Below are 18,470 nucleotides of genomic sequence, written 5' to 3'. Positions count from 1 at the left end.
AGAGGGGGGATGCCCTGGTGGCGCCGGCCCCGCGCCCGCAGGGCACAGGACCGGACCGCAGCCTGGGTGCCTAGGCACTCAGGCGCGGCGGCTGCGGCTTATTTCCAGAGCGCACATTTGGTTTCGGCCTTGGTGGTCCACACCTGGTCGGCCGGCAGGGTCTGCAGCACTTTCAGATAGTCCCAGGGCTTGGTGGATTCCTTGGGCGCCTTCACTTCCACCAGGTACATGTTGTGGGCATAGGTACCGTCAGGACGGATGCGGCCCTTGGCGTAGAAGTCGTTCAGCTCCGTGCTCTTCAGGTAGGCCATGACCTTGTCCGGGTCGGTGGTCTTCACGGCCTGCACGGCCTTGAGGTAGTTCATCACCGCCGAGTAGTCGGCCGCCTGCACATCGGTGGGCATGCGCTTGGTCTTGGCTATGAACTTGCTGGCGAAAGCACGCGAGGCATCGTTCATGTCCCAGTACCAGCTGGTGGTGTGCAGCAGACCTTCGGTGTTCTTCAGGCCCAGCGAGTGGATGTCGGTCAGGAACACCAGCAGACCGGCGGTCTTCATGGTCTTGTTGATGCCGAACTCGCGCGCCGCCTTGATGGCGTTGATGGTGTCACCGCCGGCATTGGCCAGGCCCAGGATGTGGGCCTTGGAGTTCTGCGCCTGCAGCAGGAAGCTGGAGAAGTCCGAGGCATTGAGCGGGTGCTTGACCGAGCCCAGCACCTTGCCGCCCTTGGCCAGCACCACCTTGGTGGTGTCGGCTTCCAGCGCCTGCCCGAAGGCATAGTCCGCCGTCAGGAAGAACCAGTCCTTGCCGCCCCGCTCCACCACCGCCGCGCCGGTGCCCTTGGCCAGGGCCACGGTGTCGTAGGCGTAGTGGATGGTGTAGGGATTGCACTGCTCGTTGGTCAGGGCCGAGGAGCCCGCGCCGTTGTTGATGTGCACGCGCTTCTTCTCGTTGGCCACCTGCGCCACCGCCAGGGCCGTGCCCGAGTTGGTGCCGCTCATGATCAGCGTGATGCCTTGCGTGTCCACCCACTCGCGCACCTTGGAGGCTGCGATGTCGGCCTTGTTCTGGTGGTCGGCGCTCATCAGCTCGATGGGCTGACCCAGCACCTTGCCGCCAAAGTCGTCGATGGCCATCTGCATGGCCAGCGCGCCGTTCTTGCCTTCCACGTCCGCGTACAGGCTGGACATGTCGGTCACGAAACCGATCTTGACCTTCTCCTGCGCAGCCGCGCCCACTGCCACACCTGCGGCGCACAGCGCCAATGCCAACTTACCGAGCTTGTGCTTCATCGCCTGTCTCCTCATAGGGGTCTACCGATCGAACACTGCGCCCGCTGCCGGACCGTCCTTCAGACGGCCCGGCGCGTGGGCCTTACTTCCAGAGAGCGCACTTGCTGTCTGCCTTGGTGGTCCACACCTGGTCGGCCGACAGCTTGGTGACCACCTTGTAGTAGTCCCAGGCTTCCTTGGATTCCTTGGGCGACTTGACCTGCATCAGGTACATGTCGTGGGCATAGCGGCCATCGGGACGGATCACGCCCTGGCCGTAGAAGTCCTTCAGCGGCGTGCTCTTGAGCGTGGCCATGACCTTGTCGGCATCGGTGGTGCCGGACTTTTCCAGGGCCTTCAGGTAGTTGGTGACGGCCGAGTAGTTGGCAGCCTGCACATCGGTGGGCATGCGCTTGGTCTTGGCCATGAACTTCTTGCCGAAGGCACGGGTTTCGTCGTTCAGGTTCCAGTCCCAGCTGGTGGTCAGCAGCAGGCCTTCGGTGTTTTTCAGGCCCAGCGAGTGGATGTCGGTCAGGAACACCAGCAGGCCGGCCATCTTCATGGTCTTGTTGATGCCGAACTCGCGCGCCGCCTTGATGGCGTTGATGGTGTCACCGCCGGCGTTGGCCAGACCCAGGATCTGGGCCTTGGAGTTCTGTGCCTGCAGCAGGAAGCTGGAGAAGTCCGAGGCGTTCAGCGGGTGGCGCACCTGGCCCAGCACCTGGCCGCCCTTGGCCTTGACCACGGCAGCGGTGTCGGCCTCCAGCGAGTGGCCGAAGGCATAGTCCGCCGTCAGGAAGAACCAGCTCTTGCCGCCGTTTTCCACTACGGCAGCGCCCGTACCCTTCGCCAGGGCCACGGTGTCGTAGGCGTAGTGCACGGTGTAGGGGGTGCACTGCTCGTTGGTCAGTGCCGAGGCACCGGCACCGTTGTTGATGTAGACGCGTTTTTTCTCGTTGGCCACCTTGGCCAGGGCCAGGGCCACGCCGGAATTGGTGCCTCCCAGCAGCATGGTCAGGTTCTGGGTGTCGATCCATTCGCGCGCCTTGGTGGCGGCAATGTCGGGCTTGTGCTGGTGGTCCTGGGTCAGCAGCTCGATGGGCTTGCCCAGCACCTTGCCGCCAAAGTCATCGATCGCCATCTGGATGGCGATGGCACCGTTCTTGCCGTCCACGTCCGCGTAGTTGCTGGACATGTCGGTGATGAAGCCGATCTTCACCTTCTCTTGCGCCTGGGCGTTCACACCCAGCAGGCCTGCAGCGGCCAGACCCAGAGCGAGGGCTTTCATCGAAAAATTCTGCATGGTTTGCGGTCTCCTTGTATTTATGCTGATTTCAGGCTGCTCGGCACGCTTCACGCACTTGGCAGCTCTCTTTTTTACCTAGCCTCTTGCGGTGCAAGAAACACTCATACGCCCAGCAGCTCATTGAGCACGGACATCTTTTCCTGCAATTGCGCAGATTCGAAACGTTCGACGATGGAGCCATGCTCCATCACATAGAAGCGGTCGGCCAGCGGTGCGGCAAAGCGGAAGTTCTGCTCCACCATCACCACCGTGTAGCCCTTGCTGCGCAGCATGGTGATCATGCGGGCCAGTGCCTGCACGATCACGGGCGCCAGCCCTTCCGAGATTTCATCGAGCAGCAGCAGCCGTGCACCGGTGCGCAGAATGCGGGCCACGGCCAGCATCTGCTGCTCGCCCCCCGACAGGCGCGTGCCCTGGCTGTGGCGGCGCTCGGCAAGGTTGGGGAACATCTCGTAGATTTCCTCCACGCTCATGCCTTTTTCGCCGGTCTTCAGCGGCGGCGGCAGCATCAGGTTCTCTTCGCACGACAGGCTGGAGAAAATGCCGCGCTCTTCGGGGCAGTAACCCACGCCCAGGTGCGCAATCTTGTGGGTGGGCAGGTGGATGGTTTCCTGGCCGTTGATCTTGATCGAGCCTTTGCGGCTGCCCGTCAGCCCCATCACGGCACGCATGGTGGAGGTGCGGCCCGCGCCATTGCGGCCCAGCAGCGTCACCACTTCACCCGGCTGGACCACGATGTCCACACCGTGCAGCACATGGGATTCGCCGTACCAGGCTTCCAGGCCACGGATCTCCAGCGCCGGAGTTGTTGTGTTGTTCATCATTGCGTATCTCTTCAAAGCACCGCGCACCGGGCGCGGCGTGCACAACCGGCACGCGCCAGTTGCGTGGCGTCGAGCAAGGCACCTTCTGCCGCACAGCGGCCGTCCCCTTGGGGGGAAGGCGCAAAGCGGCGCAGCATGGCAGCCATCAGTGCGCGCCCTGCAGTTGGCCGTCGGTGGTGCCCATATAGGCTTCCATCACCTGCGGATTCTTCGAGACCTCTTCATACGGACCTTCGGCCAGCACCGCGCCGCGCTGCAGCACGGTGATGCGGTCGGCGATGGAGGAGATCACCTTCATGTTGTGCTCCACCATCAGGATGGTGCGGCCGGCCGAGACCTTCTTGATCAGCTGGGTGACGCGGTCCACGTCTTCGTGGCCCATGCCCTGGGTGGGCTCATCCAGCAGCATCAGCTCGGGCTCCATGGCCAAGGTGGTGGCGATTTCCAGCGCGCGCTTGCGGCCGTAAGGCAGGTTCACCGTCACTTCATCGGCCAGGTCTTCCAGGCCCACTTCGGTGAGCAGTTCCATGGCGCGGGTGTTGAGCTTGTCCAGCGACTTCTCGCTGCGCCAGAAATGGAATTCCGTGCCCAGCTGGCGTTGCAGGCCGATGCGCACGTTCTCCATCAGCGTCAGGTGCGGGAACACCGCCGAAATCTGGAACGAGCGGATCACGCCACGGCGTGCAATCTGCGCCGGCGCCTCGCCGGTAATGTCCACGCCGTTGAACTTGATGGTGCCCGAGGTGGGCACCAGAAACTTGGTCAGCAGGTTGAAACACGTGGTTTTGCCTGCCCCGTTGGGCCCGATCAGGGCATGAATGCTGCCGCGCTGAACGTCCAGATTGACGTTGCTCACGGCAGTGAAACCCTTGAACTCCTTGGTCAGGTTCCGGGTTTCGAGAATGACATCGCTCATCGCTGCAGTCCCACTTCAAGGTTGGGATAGTGCTGCTTGTGGCTTGTCTCCAGGCCGCACCATCCATGTTCTTATGTTGCAGCGCATCCTACGTAGGCCCCTCTGTGACCGCACTGGGGCTAATGCGTAAGACTTACAACCTAAGCACAAACCCTAGACAGCCAACGAATCAAAAATTCACTGCAAATACAAGGTGTTAGAAGAATATTCAAGCACCGATGGGATAACCGGCTCTGTCGCCCAGCCACAAGTTCGGCAGCTTTCTGTCAGTTAGCACAGCCCGGCGCAGCTTTCCTGCGCGCTGCGGGCATAAAAAAACGCTCCACCAAGGGAGCGTTTTGCACAGTGGAACCCGCAATGCGGACTGCAGGCCTTATTGCAAGGTCTCTTTGGACGTATCCGGCACGGCCAGCGGCAGCACGCCGATGCCCTCTTCCAGCAGTTCCAGCGCCTCGCGCGGTGTGGCCTGGCCGCGGATGCCGCGCTCCTCCACCTCGCCCCGGTGGATGCGCCGCGCCTCGTCGGCGAATTGGGCACCGACATCCTCGGTCTGCTGCACGATACGGCGGCTCATCTGCAGCCAGGCCGCTTGCACGGCCCGCAGGCGGTCTTCCGGGACAAGAGGTGTGGATGACGCCGCAGCAGCCGGCGCTGCCGGTGCGCCGGGCGTACTGGGTGCGGTGGCTGCGCCCAGGTTCAGGCGCGGGGCGCTGAGGCCTTTGTGGATGCGTACGCTGCTGCACACGGGGCAGGCAATCAGATCCCGGGCCAGCTGGCTTTGGAAATCGTCTTCCGAGCCGAACCAGCCTTCGAACAGATGCCCTTGCTCGCAGCGCAGATCCAAGACCTTCATGTCGCCCTCCTCAGCACACGCAGGCCGGCTCAGGCCTGGGTGCGGCGGCGTTGTCCCAGATAGCGGTAGACAAAGCCAGGAAACGCCAGCGTCAGGAACAGCGCGCCGGTCACGGCATAGAACTCCCATCCCTGCGGGTAGATCTGGCCGGCACGCTTTTCCAGCGCCAGTGCCAGGCCACCGACCAGCAGGTACAGCAGGAACAGTTCCAGCAGTCGCCCCCAGAAGGGCTTGGCATGACCACGGGCCACGGGGCCGGCCAGCAGCCAGCGTTCATTCAGAAAAGGCAAATTGGCTGCCACAAGGGCAGCCAATATCACGAGCCAGATAGAAGCAGTTTGGGTCACGCTTCGATTTTAAAGCCTCATGACGCCAGGGCGCGCACTATCGCATCGGCGCACAGGGACATCAGTGCGCTGGGGAAGATGCCCAGCAGCAGCACCAGGGCACCATTGACGGTCAGCACGGCACGCACGTCGAACGGAGCGGACACGCTGGTCGCGGTCAGCGGCTTGTCGAAGTACATGACCTTGACGACGCGCAGGTAGTAGAAGGCGCCGATCAGCGACATCACCACCGCGAACACGGCCAGACCGATGTACAGCGCCTGACCGGAAGCCACCAGGGCCTGCAGCACGGCCAGCTTGGCGTAGAAGCCCACCAGCGGAGGGATACCGGCCATGGAGAACAGGCAGGCGGCCATCACGCCGGCATACAGCGGGCTGCGCTGGTTCAGGCCAGCCAGGTCGGAGATTTCTTCGCTTTCGAAGCCTTCACGCGACAGCAGCAGGATCACGCCGAACGCAGCCAGGGTGGTCAGCACATAGGTCACCACATAGAACATGGCGGAGCTGTAGGCGCTTTCCACGTTGGCAGGGTTCACGTTGCCGTTGACCACGCCGGACAGCAGGCCCAGCAGCACAAAACCCATTTGCGCAATGGTGGAGTAGGCCAGCATGCGCTTGAGGTTGGTCTGCATGATGGCAGCCAGGTTACCCACCAGCAGCGACGCAATCGCCAGCACGGCCAGCATCTGCTGCCAGTCGATGGCCAGCGGCAGCAGGCCGTCCACCAGCAGGCGCATCACCATGGCGAAAGCGGCCAGCTTGGGCGCGCCGCCGATCATGGCGGTGATGGCGGTGGGAGCGCCCTGGTACACGTCAGGCACCCACATGTGGAAAGGCACGGCACCCAGCTTGAAGGCCAGGCCAGCCACGATGAACACCAGACCGAAGACCAGCACCTGGTGCTTGATCTGACCGGAGTTGATGGCCTTGAAGACTTCACCAATGTCCAGCGAACCGGTGGCACCGTAGAGCATGGACATGCCGTACAGCAGGAAACCGGAAGCCATGGCACCCAGCACGAAGTACTTCATGGCCGCTTCGGTGGAAGTGGCATGGTCGCGGCGCAGCGCCACCAGCGCGTAGCTGGAGAGCGTCAGACATTCCAGGCCGAGGTAAATCAGCAGGAAGTTGTTGCCGGAAATCATGATGAACATGCCCAGCAGCGCGAACATGGACAGCGTGAAGAACTCGCCGCCTTGCAGCATGCCGCGGTCGCCCGCGTAGGGACGGCCGTAGACCAGGGTCACCATCATGGCGACAGTGGCGAAGCACTTGAGCCAGTTGCCCATGGCGTCGGAGACCACCATGTTGCCCCAGCCGTAGAAGGTATTGCCGCTGGAGGCATACATGGCCTGCATGACGGCGACCACGGCCAGCGTCAGCAAGGTCAGCACATAGGTCGCTGTGCGGCGTGGGCTTTTGACACCCAGATCTACCAGGGCGATCACGCATCCCATGACTAGGAGCACGATCTCGGGGTAGATCGAAAGCCAGCTGATGTTGTCAATCATCTCGAATCTCTCAGTTCTGTCCTGTCAGGGGAGCTTGCTCTGTGCCACGTGCTGCAGCAGCTGCGCCACCGACACATCCATCACGTCCGTGAAGGGCTTGGGATAGATACCCATGTACAGCACGGCAACGGCCAGCACACCCAGCACCAGGAATTCGCGGCAGTTGATGTCCTGCAGCTCCTTCACATGGTCGTTGGCCACAGGGCCCAGATAGACGCGCTTGTACATCCACAGGGTGTAGGCCGCGCCAAACATCAGTGCCGTGGCAGCGCCCATGCCCACCCAGAAGTTGAACTTCACGGCAGCCAGGATCACCATCCACTCACCCACGAAACCGGCCGTGGCAGGCAGGCCGCAGTTGGCCATGGCAAACAGCAGGGCAAACGCAGCGAACTTGGGCATGGTGTTGACCACACCGCCGTACGCGGCGATTTCACGGGAGTGCACGCGGTCGTACAGCACGCCGATGCACAGGAACATGGCGCCCGACACAAAGCCGTGGGCAATCATCTGCACGATACCGCCGGCCACGCCCAGGTCGTTGAAGATGAAGAAGCCCAGGGTCACGAAACCCATGTGGGCCACGGACGAGTACGCCACCAGCTTCTTCATGTCCTTCTGGACCAGCGCCACCATGCCCACATAGATCACGGCCACCAGGGACAGGGTGATCATCAGCCAGGCCCATTCACGGGCGGCATCCGGAGCGATGGGCAGCGAGAAGCGCAGGAAACCATAGGCACCCAGCTTCAGCATGATGGCCGCCAGCACGGCAGAACCGCCTGTAGGCGCTTCCACGTGCACGTCGGGCAGCCAGGTGTGCACCGGCCACATCGGCACCTTCACGGCAAACGCAGCGAAGAAGGCAAAGAAGATCAGCGTCTGGGCCGTGCTGCCCAGCGGCAGCTGGTGCCAGGTCTGGATGTCAAAGCTGCCACCCGACTTGTTGTACAGGTAGATCAGCGCCACCAGGGTGAGCAGCGAGCCCATCAGGGTGTACAGGAAGAACTTGAACGCGGCGTAGATCTTGTTCGGACCACCCCAGATACCGATGATCAGGTACATCGGAATCAGCGTGGCTTCGAAGAACACGTAGAACAGCAGGCCGTCCAGTGCGCAGAACACGCCGACCATCAGACCCGACAGGATCAGGAACGCGCCCATGTACTGGTTCACGCGCTCGGTGATGTTCTCCCAGGAAGCGATCACCACGATCACCGTGATGAAGGCCGTCAGCGGCACGAACCAGAACGACAGGCCGTCCAGGCCCAGGTGGTAGTGGATATTGAAACGTTCAATCCACAGCGACTTTTCCACGAACTGCATGTTGGCAGTCGTCGTGTCAAAGCCGGACAGCAGCGGCAAGGTCACCAGCAGGCCGGCAATGGCCCCGATCAGGGCCAGCCAGCGCACGGCGCGGACCTGGCTTTCACGTCCCAGTGCCAGCAGCACGACACCAAAAAGAATCGGTGTCCAAATGGCAAGACTCAACAATCCCATTTTTCTACTTCCTTACTTGTTGAGCCACACGAAATAAGTCATGAGCAGGAAGATGCCCAGGATCATGACCAATGCATAGTGGTAGATATAGCCCGACTGGAACCAGCGGACCACCGAAGCGATCTTGCCCACCAGCTTCCAGGAACCGTTGACGACAACACCGTCGATCAAGGTTTGGTCACCCACCTTCCACAGACCGGTACCCAGGCAACGCGAGCCGCGTGCAAAGATGTTTTCGTAGACCCAGTCCACACCGTACTTGCCTTCCAGCACCTGATACAGGCCGATCTTTTGCGAGAACGACTTGATGGCCGTGGGGATGGCAGGCATGACCATGTAGAACACATAGGAGACCACCACACCGGCCAGAGCCAGCCAGAACGGCGCGGTCTGGAAACCGTGCAGTGCCATGGGCAGCCAGCCGTGGATGTCCGCGGCCAGTTCGGCCATGGCGTGGTGCTTGGTGCCGTCGACGTAGATCACGCCCTTGAAGAAGTCACCAAACAGCATGGGCATCAGTGCCATGGCACCGATCACCACCGACGGGATGGCCAGCAGGACCAGAGGACCGGTCACCACCCAGGGCGACTCGTGCGGCTTGGCATCGTGGCCATGGCCGTGGTGGTCGTCGTGGTGGTCATCATGGGCATGGTGGTCGTCATGGTGTGCATCGGGATTCTGGTCGTAGCGCTCCTTGCCGTGAAACACGATGAAGTACAGACGGAACGAATAGAAAGCCGTGATGAACACGCCGGCCAGCACCGCAAAGGTGGCGAAGCCAGCCGCGGGCAGGTGCGAAGCGTGCACCGCTTCGATGATGGCGTCCTTGGAGTAGAAACCCGAGAAGAACGGCGTACCGATCAGCGCCAGGTTGCCCAGCAGGAAGGTGATCCAGGTGATGGGCATGTACTTGCGCACGCCACCCATCCAGCGGATGTCCTGGTTGTGGTGCATGCCCATGATGACGGAGCCGGCACCCAGGAACAGCAGCGCCTTGAAGAACGCGTGCGTCATCAGGTGGAACGTGGCCACCGAGTAGGCCGACACGCCCAGGGCGATGGTCATGTAACCCAGCTGCGACAGCGTGGAGTACGCAATCACGCGCTTGATGTCGTTCTGGATGATGCCCAGGATACCCATGAACAGGGCCGTGATGGAGCCGATTACCAGGATGAAGTTCAGCGCGGTGTCCGACAGCTCATACAGCGGCGACATGCGCGAGACCATGAAGATACCGGCGGTCACCATGGTGGCCGCGTGGATCAGCGCGGAGATGGGGGTAGGACCTTCCATCGAATCCGGCAGCCAGGCATGCAGCGGGAACTGTGCCGACTTGCCCATCGCACCGATGAACAGGCAGATGGCCGTCACGGTCACCAGCAGCCAGGCCGTACCAGGCAGCAGCGTGTTCTGGATCTCGGGCAGCTTGGCGAAGATTTCCGAGTAGTTGAACGTGCCGGTGTAGGCAGCGATCAGGCCGATACCCAGGATGAAGCCGAAGTCACCAACGCGGTTGACCAGGAAGGCCTTCATGTTCGCGAAGATGGCCGATTCCTTCTTGAAGTAGAAACCGATCAGCAGATACGACACCAGACCCACGGCTTCCCAGCCGAAGAACAGCTGCAGCAGGTTGTTGCTCATCACGAGCATCAACATGGAGAAGGTGAACAGCGAGATGTAGGAGAAGAAACGGTTGTAGCCGTCGTCTTCCTCCATGTAGCCAATGGTGTAGATGTGCACCATCAGCGACACAAAGGTCACCACGCACATCATCATGGCCGTCAGGCTGTCGATCAGGAAGCCGATCTCCATCTTCAGGCTGCCCACCGTCATCCATTCGTAAATGGTCTGGTTGAAGGTGGCGCCGTCGAAAACGACCGACTGGAACGTCATCGCGGAAATCACGAATGCCACCAGCACACCCAAGATGGTGAGCGAACGGCTGGCACCGCGTCCGAACTTGTTGCCGCCAAAGGCTGTACCAAAGATACCGGCCAATGCGGAGCCCGCCAGCGGTGCCAAAGGCACCGCCAGGAGCATGGATGCAGAGAGGGTTTGACTCATTCTTCTGGACCTTGCTAAGACCGGCGACTCAACCCTTCAGGGTGTTGAGATCTTCCGCATTGATGCTGGACTTGTTGCGGAACAGCAGCACCAGGATGGCGAGGCCGATGGCCGATTCGGCTGCAGCCACAGTCAGGATGAAGAACACGAACACCTGGCCGTGCATGTCACCCAGGTAGTGGGAGAAGGCCACGAAGTTCATGTTCACCGACAGCAGCATCAGCTCGATGGCCATCAGCAGCACGATCAGGTTCTTGCGGTTCAGAAAGATCCCGACAACCGACAGCGCGAACAGCATCGCGCCCAAGGTCAGGAAATGTCCCAGTGTGAGCGTCATGCCTTCTTCTCCTCCACAACGGTTTCCTCCACAGGAGCCTGGGTGCTGGGCATCTTGACGATGGACAGACGGTCCTGGGCACGCACTCGCACCTGGTCGGAAACGCTGATTGCCTTGTTGTCTTTGCGCTTGCGCAGCGTCAGTGCAATGGCCGTGATCATGGCCACCAGCAGGATGACTGCCGCAATTTCAATCGGGTACAGGTACTCGGTGTACAGCAGCTTGCCCAGCGCCTGGGTGTTGGAATAGGGAATGACCTGACCGGCAGCATTCACCAGATCGGCCACGGGCTTGGGTTCATCCATGCCGCTGAAGCCGCCCATCACCACCAGTGCCATTTCGAACGTGATGACCGCGCCGATCACGGCTGCCAGCGGGAAATGCCGCCAGAAGCCACGTCGTACGTCGTCAATGCGGATGTCCAGCATCATCACCACAAACAGGAACAGCACCAGCACCGCGCCCAGGTACACCAGCACCAGCGCGATAGCCAGGAATTCAGCCTTCAGCAGCAGCCAGATGGCGGAAGCCTGCGAGAAAGCCAGAATCAGATTGAGCACGGCGTGCACGGGGTTGCGCGCCGTAACCACTCGGAAGGCTGCAAACAGCAGCACTGCCGAGAAGAGATAGAAAAAACCAGTCTTGGCGTCCATGGATCGAATCTTCTTGGTTGATCAGGAGCCGCTTCAGCGGTACTTGGCATCGGCTGCCTTGGCAGCGGCGATGTCGGCTTCATAGCGGTCACCCACGGCCAGCAACATGTCCTTGGTGAAGTACAGGTCGCCACGCTTTTCGCCGTGGTATTCAAAGATCTGCGTTTCGACGATCGAGTCGACCGGGCAGCTCTCTTCGCAGAAACCGCAGAAGATGCACTTGGTCAGATCGATGTCGTAACGCGTGGTGCGACGCGAACCATCGTCACGCACATCCGATTCGATGGTGATGGCCATGGCCGGGCACACGGCTTCGCACAGCTTGCAGGCAATGCAGCGCTCTTCGCCATTTTCATAGCGGCGCAGGGCGTGCAGGCCACGGAAGCGCGGCGACAGCGGCGTCTTTTCCTCGGGGAACTGAATGGTCACGCGGCGCGAAAATGCGTAGCGGCCCGTCAGAACCATGCCCTTGGCCAGTTCCCAGAGCATGAAGCTCTTGAGAAAGTCCTTCAAGGAGAATGGGGTTGCAGCAACAGCAGACATTGTTCGTATCCCGCCTTAATTCCAGATGTTCCACGGCGAGTGCAGCCAAGCACCCACAAGCACCAGCCACACCAGGGTGACAGGGATAAAGATCTTCCAGCCCAGACGCATGATCTGGTCATAACGGAAGCGCGGGAACGTTGCACGGATCCAGATGAAGCACGACACCACCAGGAACGTCTTGATCGCCAGCCAGATCCAGCCGGGGATGAAGCCCAGGAAGTCGAACGGAGGCAGCCATCCGCCCAGGAACATGATCACGGCCAGGATGGACACCAGCCACATGCTGGCGTATTCAGCCAGGAAGAAGATGGCGAAGCCCATGCCCGAGTACTCAACCATGTGGCCGGCCACGATTTCCGACTCGCCTTCCACCACGTCGAAGGGGTGGCGGTTGGTTTCGGCCACGACCGAGATCAGGTAGACGATGAAGATGGGCAGCAGCGGCAGCCAGTTCCACGACAGGATGCTCACGCCCATGCTCGCAAAGTGGCCCTGGCCTTGGCCCAGCACGATCTGCGTCAGGTTCATGCTGCCGCTGACCATGATGACCACCAGGAAGCAGAAGCCCATGGCGATTTCATAGCTCACCATCTGTGCCGAAGCACGCAGCGCGCCCAGGAAGGCGTACTTGGAGTTGGAAGCCCAGCCCGCAATGATCACGCCATACACTTCGATCGAGGTGATGGCCATGATCAGCAGCAGACCTGCGTTCACATTGGCCAGCGCCACTTCGGGGGCAAAGGGAATCGCCACCCAGGCGGCCAGGGCCGGCATGATCGCCATCACCGGGCCGACATAGAACAGGCCCTTGGCGGCAGCCGAGGGGAAGATCAGTTCCTTGGTCAGCAGCTTCAGGCCGTCGGCCATCGGCTGCAGCAGGCCCCAGGGACCCACGCGGTTGGGACCGGGACGCACCTGGATCCAGCCCAGGAACTTGCGCTCCCACAGCGTCAGGTAGGCCACGGCAATCATCAGCGGTGCCACGATGGCGATGATGCCCAGCAGAACCCAGATCACCGGCCAGGCCACATCGGTCCACCAGGAAGCGGCGATCAGGCCAGCGCCTGCATTCTTGAGTGCGTCAATCATGCGGCACCTCCCTCACGTGCCTGGCGCGCATCGGCTGTCAGTTGCAGCGACGTCGCACGGCGGACAATGCTGTCCAGTTGGTAAATACTGGCCACCACCGGTTCGGCCACAGCACCCTGCACCACGGCCGCAGCGGCGGCTGTGCGGTTGTTCAGCTCGGCACCCAGCTGGCTCACGCCGCCGGCGGCTGCCGCCAGCACGTCCTGCGAGGATTCGAACGCCATGCCTTGCACGCCCAGCAGATTGCCCAGCACGCGCAGCACCTTCCAGCCCGGACGGGTTTCGCCCAGTGGCTTAACCACGGCGTGGAAACTCTGCACACGGCCTTCGGCATTGACGAAGCTGCCCGAGGTTTCGGTGAACGGTGCAATCGGCAGCAGCACATCGCTGAAATCCAGATTGGTCTTGAAAGGGCTCAAGGTCACCACCATCTCTGCCTTGGACAGGCCTTCGACGGCCTTGGCACCGGCAGCCGTGTCGAACACGGGCTCGTTGTTCAGCAGAATCACGGCCTTGGCCTGGCCGGCCGTGATCTGTGCCGCATTCAGGCCTTGGGCCTGAGGCTGGGCCTTGACCCATTGCGCACCCACGGTGTTGGCCGCTTCGGTCAGGTAGCCCACGTGGGCACCGGTCTGCTCGCCAATCCACTGCGCCAGAGCCAGCAGGCTTTCGGCCTGTGCATGGTGCGCAGCCGCATTGCCCAGCAGGATGGCCTTGCGCTCGCCCGACAGCAGTGCGCCCGCAATGGCGGCCGCTTCTGCGTTGTCAGAGCCTTGCACGGGAGATGCCACGCCCTTGGCCTGGGCCACGGCAGCAGCCACATCGGCCAGCGCCTGCGCCCAGTCGGCAGCAGCCACCACCGAGGCGGACACGGGCAGTGCCCAGTCGTACACCTTGCCATTGATGGCAAACACCTGGCAGCCCTTCTTGGCGGCCTGGCGGATACGCTGTGCAAACAGCGGGTGGTCCTTGCGCAGGTTGGAACCCACGACCAGCACGGCCTGCAACTCGTTCATGGCGGCAATGGGCATGCCCAGCCAGCGCACGCCTTGTGCAGCGGCAAATTCGGCATGGCGCAGACGCCAGTCGATGCTGTCGCTGCCCATACCGCGCACCAGCGCGGCAGCCAAGTACAGCTCTTCCAGCGTGCTGTGCGGGCTGGCCAGAGCGGCCACGCTGTTGGCGCCGTGGTCGTTCTTGATGGTGCGCAGGCCATTGGCCACGTATTCCAGCGCGGTCTGCCAGTCGACTTCCTTCCACTCGCCGCCCTGCTTCAGCATGGGGCGGGTCAGGCGGTCTGCTCCGTTGAGCGCTTCATAGGAGAAACGGTCACGGTCGGCAATCCAGCATTCGTTGACGGCTTCGTTCTCGAACGGAACCACGCGCATCACCTTGTGGTTCTTCACCTGAACGATCAGGTTGGCACCGGTGGAGTCGTGGGGCGACACCGACTTGCGGCGCGACAGTTCCCAGGTGCGGGCGCTGTAGCGGAAAGGCTTGCTGGTCAGCGCACCCACGGGGCAGATGTCGATCATGTTGCCCGACAGCTCCGAGTCCACGGTATCGCCCACCACGGTGGTGATTTCCGAGTGCTCGCCGCGGTGGATCATGCCCAGCTCCATGATGCCGGAGATCTCTTGGCCAAAGCGCACGCAGCGGGTGCAGTGGATGCAGCGGCTCATTTCCTCCATGGAAATCAGCGGACCCACATCCTTGTGGAACACCACGCGCTTTTCTTCTTCGTAGCGCGAGCTGCTGCTGCCATAGCCCACGGCCAGATCCTGCAGCTGGCATTCACCGCCTTGGTCGCAGATCGGGCAATCCAGCGGGTGATTGATGAGCAGGAACTCCATCACCGACTGCTGGGCCTTGATGGCCTTTTCGCTCTTGGTGCGCACAATCATGCCTTGCGTCACCGGGGTGGCGCAGGCGGGCATGGGCTTGGGCGCTTTTTCCACGTCCACCAGGCACATGCGGCAGTTCGCCGCAATGGACAACTTCTTGTGGTAGCAGAAATGTGGAATGTAGGTACCGGCCTTCTCGGCTGCATGCATCACCATGCAGCCTTCAGCCACCTCCACCTTCTTACCGTCCAGTTCAATTTCAACCATATGCTTGTCTCGCGATCAGGCGGCCTTGGCAGCCTGTTTGGAAGCGTTCTGGATCTTCGCTTCGAACTCGTGGCGGAAGTGCTTGATCATGGCGCGCACCGGCATGGCCGCTGCATCGCCCAGGGCGCAGATGGTGCGGCCCATGATGTTCACGGACACAGAGTCCAGCAACTCGATGTCTTCCGGACGGCCTTCACCGTGCTGGATACGGTTCACCACGCGCCACAGCCAGCCCGTGCCTTCGCGGCAGGGCGTGCACTGGCCACAGGACTCGTGCGAATAGAAATACGACAGGCGCAGCAGACTCTCGACCATGTCACGCGAATCGTCCATCACGATCACGGCACCCGAACCCAGCATGGAACCGGCCTTGGAGATGGAGTCATAGTCCATCGTGCATTCCATGATGACGTCGGCCGGCAGCACCGGGGAGGACGAACCGCCAGGGATCACCGCCTTGAGCTTGCGACCGGTGCGCACACCGCCCGCCAGTTCCAGCAGCTTGCTGAAAGGCGTGCCCATCGGCACTTCGTAGTTGCCGGGCAGGTTCACGTCACCGCTGACCGAGAAGATCTTGGTGCCGCCGTTGTTGGGCTTGCCGCATTCGAGGTAGGCCTGACCGCCGTTGCGGATGATCCAGGGCACCGCCGCGAAGGTTTCGGTGTTGTTGATGGTCGTGGGCTTGCCGTACAGACCAAAGCTGGCCGGGAATGGCGGCTTGAAGCGGGGCTGCCCCTTCTTGCCTTCCAGCGACTCCAGCAGCGCGGTTTCTTCGCCACAGATGTAGGCGCCAAAACCGTGGTGGGCGTGCAGCTGGAAGCTGAAGCTGCTGCCCAGGATGTTGCTGCCCAGGAAGCCGGCGGCACGGGCTTCTTCCAGAGCGGCTTCGAAGCGTTCATAGACTTCGAAGATTTCGCCGTGGATGTAGTTGTAGCCGACCGAGATGCCCATCGCGTACGCGGCAATGATCATGCCTTCGATCACGATGTGCGGGTTGTACATCAGGATGTCACGATCCTTGCACGTCCCGGGCTCGCCCTCGTCCGAGTTGCACACCAGGTGCTTCTGGCCGGGGAACTGGCGGGGCATGAAGCTCCATTTCAGACCCGTGGGGAAGCCTGCACCGCCACGGCCGCGCAGACCGGATTCCTTCATGGTGGCGATGACCTGGTCCTGTGTCAGACCTTCGCCGCCATCCTTGCCCAGCAGCTTGCGCAGGGCCTGGTAGCCTCCGCGTGCTTCGTAGTCCTTGATGGACCAGTTGCTGCCGTCCAGATCCGCATAGATCTGCGGATTGATGTGGCGGCCATGGAAACAGGTTTCGTTGCCGGACGAAGCGAACTTGGCCAGCACCGCGTTGGCGGCGGGATTGTTCAGGATGGTGGAGCTCATGCCTTGCCCTCCGCAGCGCGCAGGCCGTCCACCAGCTCGTCGAGCTTTTCATTGCTCATGAAGCTGCACATGCAACGGTCGTTGACCAGCATCACGGGCGAATCGGCGCAGGCGCCCAGGCACTCGGACTGCTGCAGCGTGAACATGCCGTCGGCCGTGGTCTCGCCCATCTTGATGCCCAGCTTATGCTCCAGGTGGTGCAAAGCCTTGTAGCCGTCGCGCAGCTGGCATGGCAGGTTGGTGCACACATTCAGCTTGTACTTGCCCACCGGCTGCTGGTTGTACATGTTGTAGAACGTCGTGACCTCATGCACGGCAATGGCCGGCATGCCCAGGTAGTCACCGATTTCAGCTTCGCTCTCAGGGCTGACCCAGCCCTGTTCCTGCTGAACGATGGTCAAGCAGGCCATCACGGCAGACTGCTTCTGCTCGGGCGGGTACTTGGCCACCTCGCGCGCAAAACGCGCCTTAGTCGCTTCAGTAATCATCGGTCAATCTCTCCGAACACGATATCCATGGTGCCGATGACCGCCACCACGTCGGACAGCATGTGTCCGCGAATCACCTCGTCCATCATGGACAGGTGGGCAAAGCCCGGGGCACGGATCTTCAGACGATAGGGCTTGTTGGCGCCATCGCTCACCATGTAAATACCAAACTCACCCTTGGGGTGCTCAACGGCGGCATACGCTTCGCCTTCGGGCACCTTGAAGCCTTCGGTGAAGAGCTTGAAGTGGTGGATCAGCTCTTCCATGTTGGACTTCATGGCTTCGCGGGCAGGCGGGGCCACCTTGTGGTTCTCGGTGATCACCGGACCGGGGTTGGCACGCAGCCACTTCACGCACTGCTGGATCAGGCTGTTGGACTGGCGCATTTCGGCCACGCGCACCAGATAGCGGTCGTAGCAGTCGCCGGTCTTTCCCACGGGGATGTCGAAGTCCAGCTCCGAGTACACCTCATAAGGCTGCTTCTTGCGCAGATCCCAGGCAATGCCGGAGCCACGCAGCATCGGGCCGGTGAAGCCCATGTTCAACGCGCGCTCGGCGTTCACCACGCCGATGCCGACCATGCGCTGCTTCCAGATACGGTTGTCCGTCAGCAGGGTTTCGTATTCATCCACACACTTGGGGAAGCGGTTGGTGAAGTCTTCAATGAAGTCCAGCAGCGAACCCTGGCGGTTCTTGTTCAGCTCCGCGATGCCCTTGGCATTGCGGACCTTGCTGGCCTTGAACTGGGGCATGGTGTCCGGCAGGTCACGGTAGACGCCGCCCGGACGGAAGTAGGCTGCGTGCATGCGCGCGCCGGAGACGGCCTCGTACATGTCGAACAAGTCTTCACGTTCGCGGAAGGTGTACATCAGCACTGTGGACGCGCCGCAGTCCATGCCGTTCGAACCCAGCCACATCAGGTGGTTCAGCAGGCGCGTGATTTCGGAGAACATCACACGGATGTACTGCGCACGCTTGGGCACCTCGATGCCCATGAGTTTTTCGATAGCAAGGCAGTAGGCGTGCTCGTTGCACATCATGGACACGTAGTCCAGGCGGTCCATATAGGGCAGCGACTGGATGAAGGTCTTGTGCTCGGCGAGCTTTTCGGTCCCGCGGTGCAGCAGGCCCACGTGCGGGTCGGCACGTTGCACCACTTCACCGTCCAGCTCCAGCACCAGACGCAGCACACCGTGCGCTGCCGGGTGCTGCGGACCAAAGTTCAGGGAATAGTTCTTGATTTCAGCCATGGTCTTCCGTCA

17 protein-coding genes are annotated in these 18,470 nt (G+C 61.6%); all 17 read right to left on the bottom strand.

All coding sequences use genetic code 11. The annotated features are described in order from the left end of the window. Positions 1 to 98: 98 nt before the first annotated feature. The 17 genes from CT3_RS05595 to CT3_RS05515 all read right to left on the bottom strand — a co-directional run bounded on the left by CT3_RS05595 (position 99) and on the right by CT3_RS05515 (position 18,458). Entirely contained in the window at positions 99 to 1,292 is a 1,194-nt protein-coding gene (locus tag CT3_RS05595; protein ID WP_066539294.1) for an ABC transporter substrate-binding protein, read from the bottom strand. A gap of 82 nt (positions 1,293 to 1,374) precedes the next feature. Further along, positions 1,375 to 2,574, bottom strand: coding sequence for an ABC transporter substrate-binding protein (locus CT3_RS05590; RefSeq protein WP_066539295.1), 1,200 nt, complete (start codon positions 2,572 to 2,574; stop codon positions 1,375 to 1,377). 104 nt (positions 2,575 to 2,678) lie between these two features. Continuing rightward, positions 2,679 to 3,398: an ABC transporter ATP-binding protein gene (locus CT3_RS05585; protein WP_066539530.1), complete on the bottom strand. Its 720-nt coding sequence runs from the start codon at positions 3,396 to 3,398 to the stop codon at positions 2,679 to 2,681. A 148-nt stretch (positions 3,399 to 3,546) separates the two neighbouring features. Next, positions 3,547 to 4,317 carry an ABC transporter ATP-binding protein gene (locus CT3_RS05580; RefSeq protein WP_066539296.1) on the bottom strand — a complete coding sequence of 257 codons (771 nt, stop codon included), beginning with the start codon at positions 4,315 to 4,317 and terminating at the stop codon, positions 3,547 to 3,549. Positions 4,318 to 4,690: 373 nt separating this feature from the next. Next, the gene (locus CT3_RS05575) at positions 4,691 to 5,170 is read right to left on the bottom strand and encodes a DUF1178 family protein (protein WP_066539297.1); all 480 of its coding nucleotides are present in this window, start codon (positions 5,168 to 5,170) and stop codon (positions 4,691 to 4,693) included. Positions 5,171 to 5,199: 29 nt separating this feature from the next. Beyond that, positions 5,200 to 5,517: a DUF2818 family protein gene (locus CT3_RS05570; protein WP_066539299.1), complete on the bottom strand. Its 318-nt coding sequence runs from the start codon at positions 5,515 to 5,517 to the stop codon at positions 5,200 to 5,202. A gap of 17 nt (positions 5,518 to 5,534) precedes the next feature. Further along, positions 5,535 to 7,028 carry an NADH-quinone oxidoreductase subunit NuoN gene (nuoN, locus tag CT3_RS05565; protein WP_066539300.1) on the bottom strand — a complete coding sequence of 498 codons (1,494 nt, stop codon included), beginning with the start codon at positions 7,026 to 7,028 and terminating at the stop codon, positions 5,535 to 5,537. 24 nt (positions 7,029 to 7,052) lie between these two features. Next, positions 7,053 to 8,528, bottom strand: a complete 1,476-nt coding sequence (locus tag CT3_RS05560; RefSeq protein ID WP_066539301.1) for an NADH-quinone oxidoreductase subunit M — start codon at positions 8,526 to 8,528, stop codon at positions 7,053 to 7,055. A 12-nt stretch (positions 8,529 to 8,540) separates the two neighbouring features. Further along, a complete protein-coding gene (gene nuoL, locus CT3_RS05555; RefSeq protein ID WP_225608760.1) occupies positions 8,541 to 10,592 on the bottom strand; it encodes an NADH-quinone oxidoreductase subunit L in 2,052 nt (683 codons plus the stop codon). A gap of 28 nt (positions 10,593 to 10,620) precedes the next feature. Next, entirely contained in the window at positions 10,621 to 10,929 is a 309-nt protein-coding gene (nuoK, locus tag CT3_RS05550) for an NADH-quinone oxidoreductase subunit NuoK (protein ID WP_066539304.1), read from the bottom strand. Then, positions 10,926 to 11,582: an NADH-quinone oxidoreductase subunit J gene (locus CT3_RS05545; RefSeq protein ID WP_066539306.1), complete on the bottom strand. Its 657-nt coding sequence runs from the start codon at positions 11,580 to 11,582 to the stop codon at positions 10,926 to 10,928. The genes nuoK and CT3_RS05545 overlap by 4 nt, the downstream gene beginning before the upstream one ends. A gap of 33 nt (positions 11,583 to 11,615) precedes the next feature. Beyond that, positions 11,616 to 12,125, bottom strand: coding sequence for an NADH-quinone oxidoreductase subunit NuoI (nuoI, locus tag CT3_RS05540; protein ID WP_066539308.1), 510 nt, complete (start codon positions 12,123 to 12,125; stop codon positions 11,616 to 11,618). A gap of 15 nt (positions 12,126 to 12,140) precedes the next feature. Beyond that, positions 12,141 to 13,217 (bottom strand): NADH-quinone oxidoreductase subunit NuoH, encoded by a 1,077-nt coding sequence (gene nuoH / locus CT3_RS05535; protein WP_066539310.1) that lies wholly within the window; start codon positions 13,215 to 13,217, stop codon positions 12,141 to 12,143. Then, a complete protein-coding gene (nuoG, locus tag CT3_RS05530) occupies positions 13,214 to 15,328 on the bottom strand; it encodes an NADH-quinone oxidoreductase subunit NuoG (RefSeq protein WP_066539312.1) in 2,115 nt (704 codons plus the stop codon). Before nuoG ends, nuoH begins: the two co-directional genes overlap by 4 nt. 15 nt (positions 15,329 to 15,343) lie before the next feature. Next, positions 15,344 to 16,720 (bottom strand): NADH-quinone oxidoreductase subunit NuoF, encoded by a 1,377-nt coding sequence (gene nuoF / locus CT3_RS05525; RefSeq protein ID WP_066539314.1) that lies wholly within the window; start codon positions 16,718 to 16,720, stop codon positions 15,344 to 15,346. After that, a complete protein-coding gene (nuoE, locus tag CT3_RS05520; RefSeq protein ID WP_066539315.1) occupies positions 16,717 to 17,208 on the bottom strand; it encodes an NADH-quinone oxidoreductase subunit NuoE in 492 nt (163 codons plus the stop codon). The genes nuoF and nuoE overlap by 4 nt, the downstream gene beginning before the upstream one ends. After that, complete coding sequence (locus CT3_RS05515; RefSeq protein WP_066539317.1) at positions 17,205 to 18,458, bottom strand: NADH-quinone oxidoreductase subunit D; 1,254 nt, start codon at positions 18,456 to 18,458, stop codon at positions 17,205 to 17,207. Before CT3_RS05515 ends, nuoE begins: the two co-directional genes overlap by 4 nt. Positions 18,459 to 18,470 lie beyond the last annotated feature (12 nt).

Source organism: Comamonas terrigena NBRC 13299 (genome assembly GCF_006740045.1).
Taxonomy (GTDB): Bacteria; Pseudomonadota; Gammaproteobacteria; order Burkholderiales; family Burkholderiaceae_C; genus Comamonas; species Comamonas terrigena.
The sequence above is the reverse complement of the archived record's forward strand: the minus strand, read 5'-3'. Positions and strand labels throughout refer to the sequence as shown.

Coding starts and splice junctions, on each gene's coding strand:
- CT3_RS05595 (WP_066539294.1), bottom strand. CDS start 1,292: ATGAAGCACAAGCTCGGTAAGTTGGCATTGGCGCTGTGCGCCGCAGGT.
- CT3_RS05590 (WP_066539295.1), bottom strand. CDS start 2,574: ATGCAGAATTTTTCGATGAAAGCCCTCGCTCTGGGTCTGGCCGCTGCA.
- CT3_RS05585 (WP_066539530.1), bottom strand. CDS start 3,398: ATGAACAACACAACAACTCCGGCGCTGGAGATCCGTGGCCTGGAAGCC.
- CT3_RS05580 (WP_066539296.1), bottom strand. CDS start 4,317: ATGAGCGATGTCATTCTCGAAACCCGGAACCTGACCAAGGAGTTCAAG.
- CT3_RS05575 (WP_066539297.1), bottom strand. CDS start 5,170: ATGAAGGTCTTGGATCTGCGCTGCGAGCAAGGGCATCTGTTCGAAGGC.
- nuoN (WP_066539300.1), bottom strand. CDS start 7,028: ATGATTGACAACATCAGCTGGCTTTCGATCTACCCCGAGATCGTGCTC.
- CT3_RS05560 (WP_066539301.1), bottom strand. CDS start 8,528: ATGGGATTGTTGAGTCTTGCCATTTGGACACCGATTCTTTTTGGTGTC.
- nuoL (WP_225608760.1), bottom strand. CDS start 10,592: ATGAGTCAAACCCTCTCTGCATCCATGCTCCTGGCGGTGCCTTTGGCA.
- nuoK (WP_066539304.1), bottom strand. CDS start 10,929: ATGACGCTCACACTGGGACATTTCCTGACCTTGGGCGCGATGCTGTTC.
- CT3_RS05545 (WP_066539306.1), bottom strand. CDS start 11,582: ATGGACGCCAAGACTGGTTTTTTCTATCTCTTCTCGGCAGTGCTGCTG.
- nuoI (WP_066539308.1), bottom strand. CDS start 12,125: ATGTCTGCTGTTGCTGCAACCCCATTCTCCTTGAAGGACTTTCTCAAG.
- nuoH (WP_066539310.1), bottom strand. CDS start 13,217: ATGATTGACGCACTCAAGAATGCAGGCGCTGGCCTGATCGCCGCTTCC.
- nuoG (WP_066539312.1), bottom strand. CDS start 15,328: ATGGTTGAAATTGAACTGGACGGTAAGAAGGTGGAGGTGGCTGAAGGC.
- nuoF (WP_066539314.1), bottom strand. CDS start 16,720: ATGAGCTCCACCATCCTGAACAATCCCGCCGCCAACGCGGTGCTGGCC.
- nuoE (WP_066539315.1), bottom strand. CDS start 17,208: ATGATTACTGAAGCGACTAAGGCGCGTTTTGCGCGCGAGGTGGCCAAG.
- CT3_RS05515 (WP_066539317.1), bottom strand. CDS start 18,458: ATGGCTGAAATCAAGAACTATTCCCTGAACTTTGGTCCGCAGCACCCG.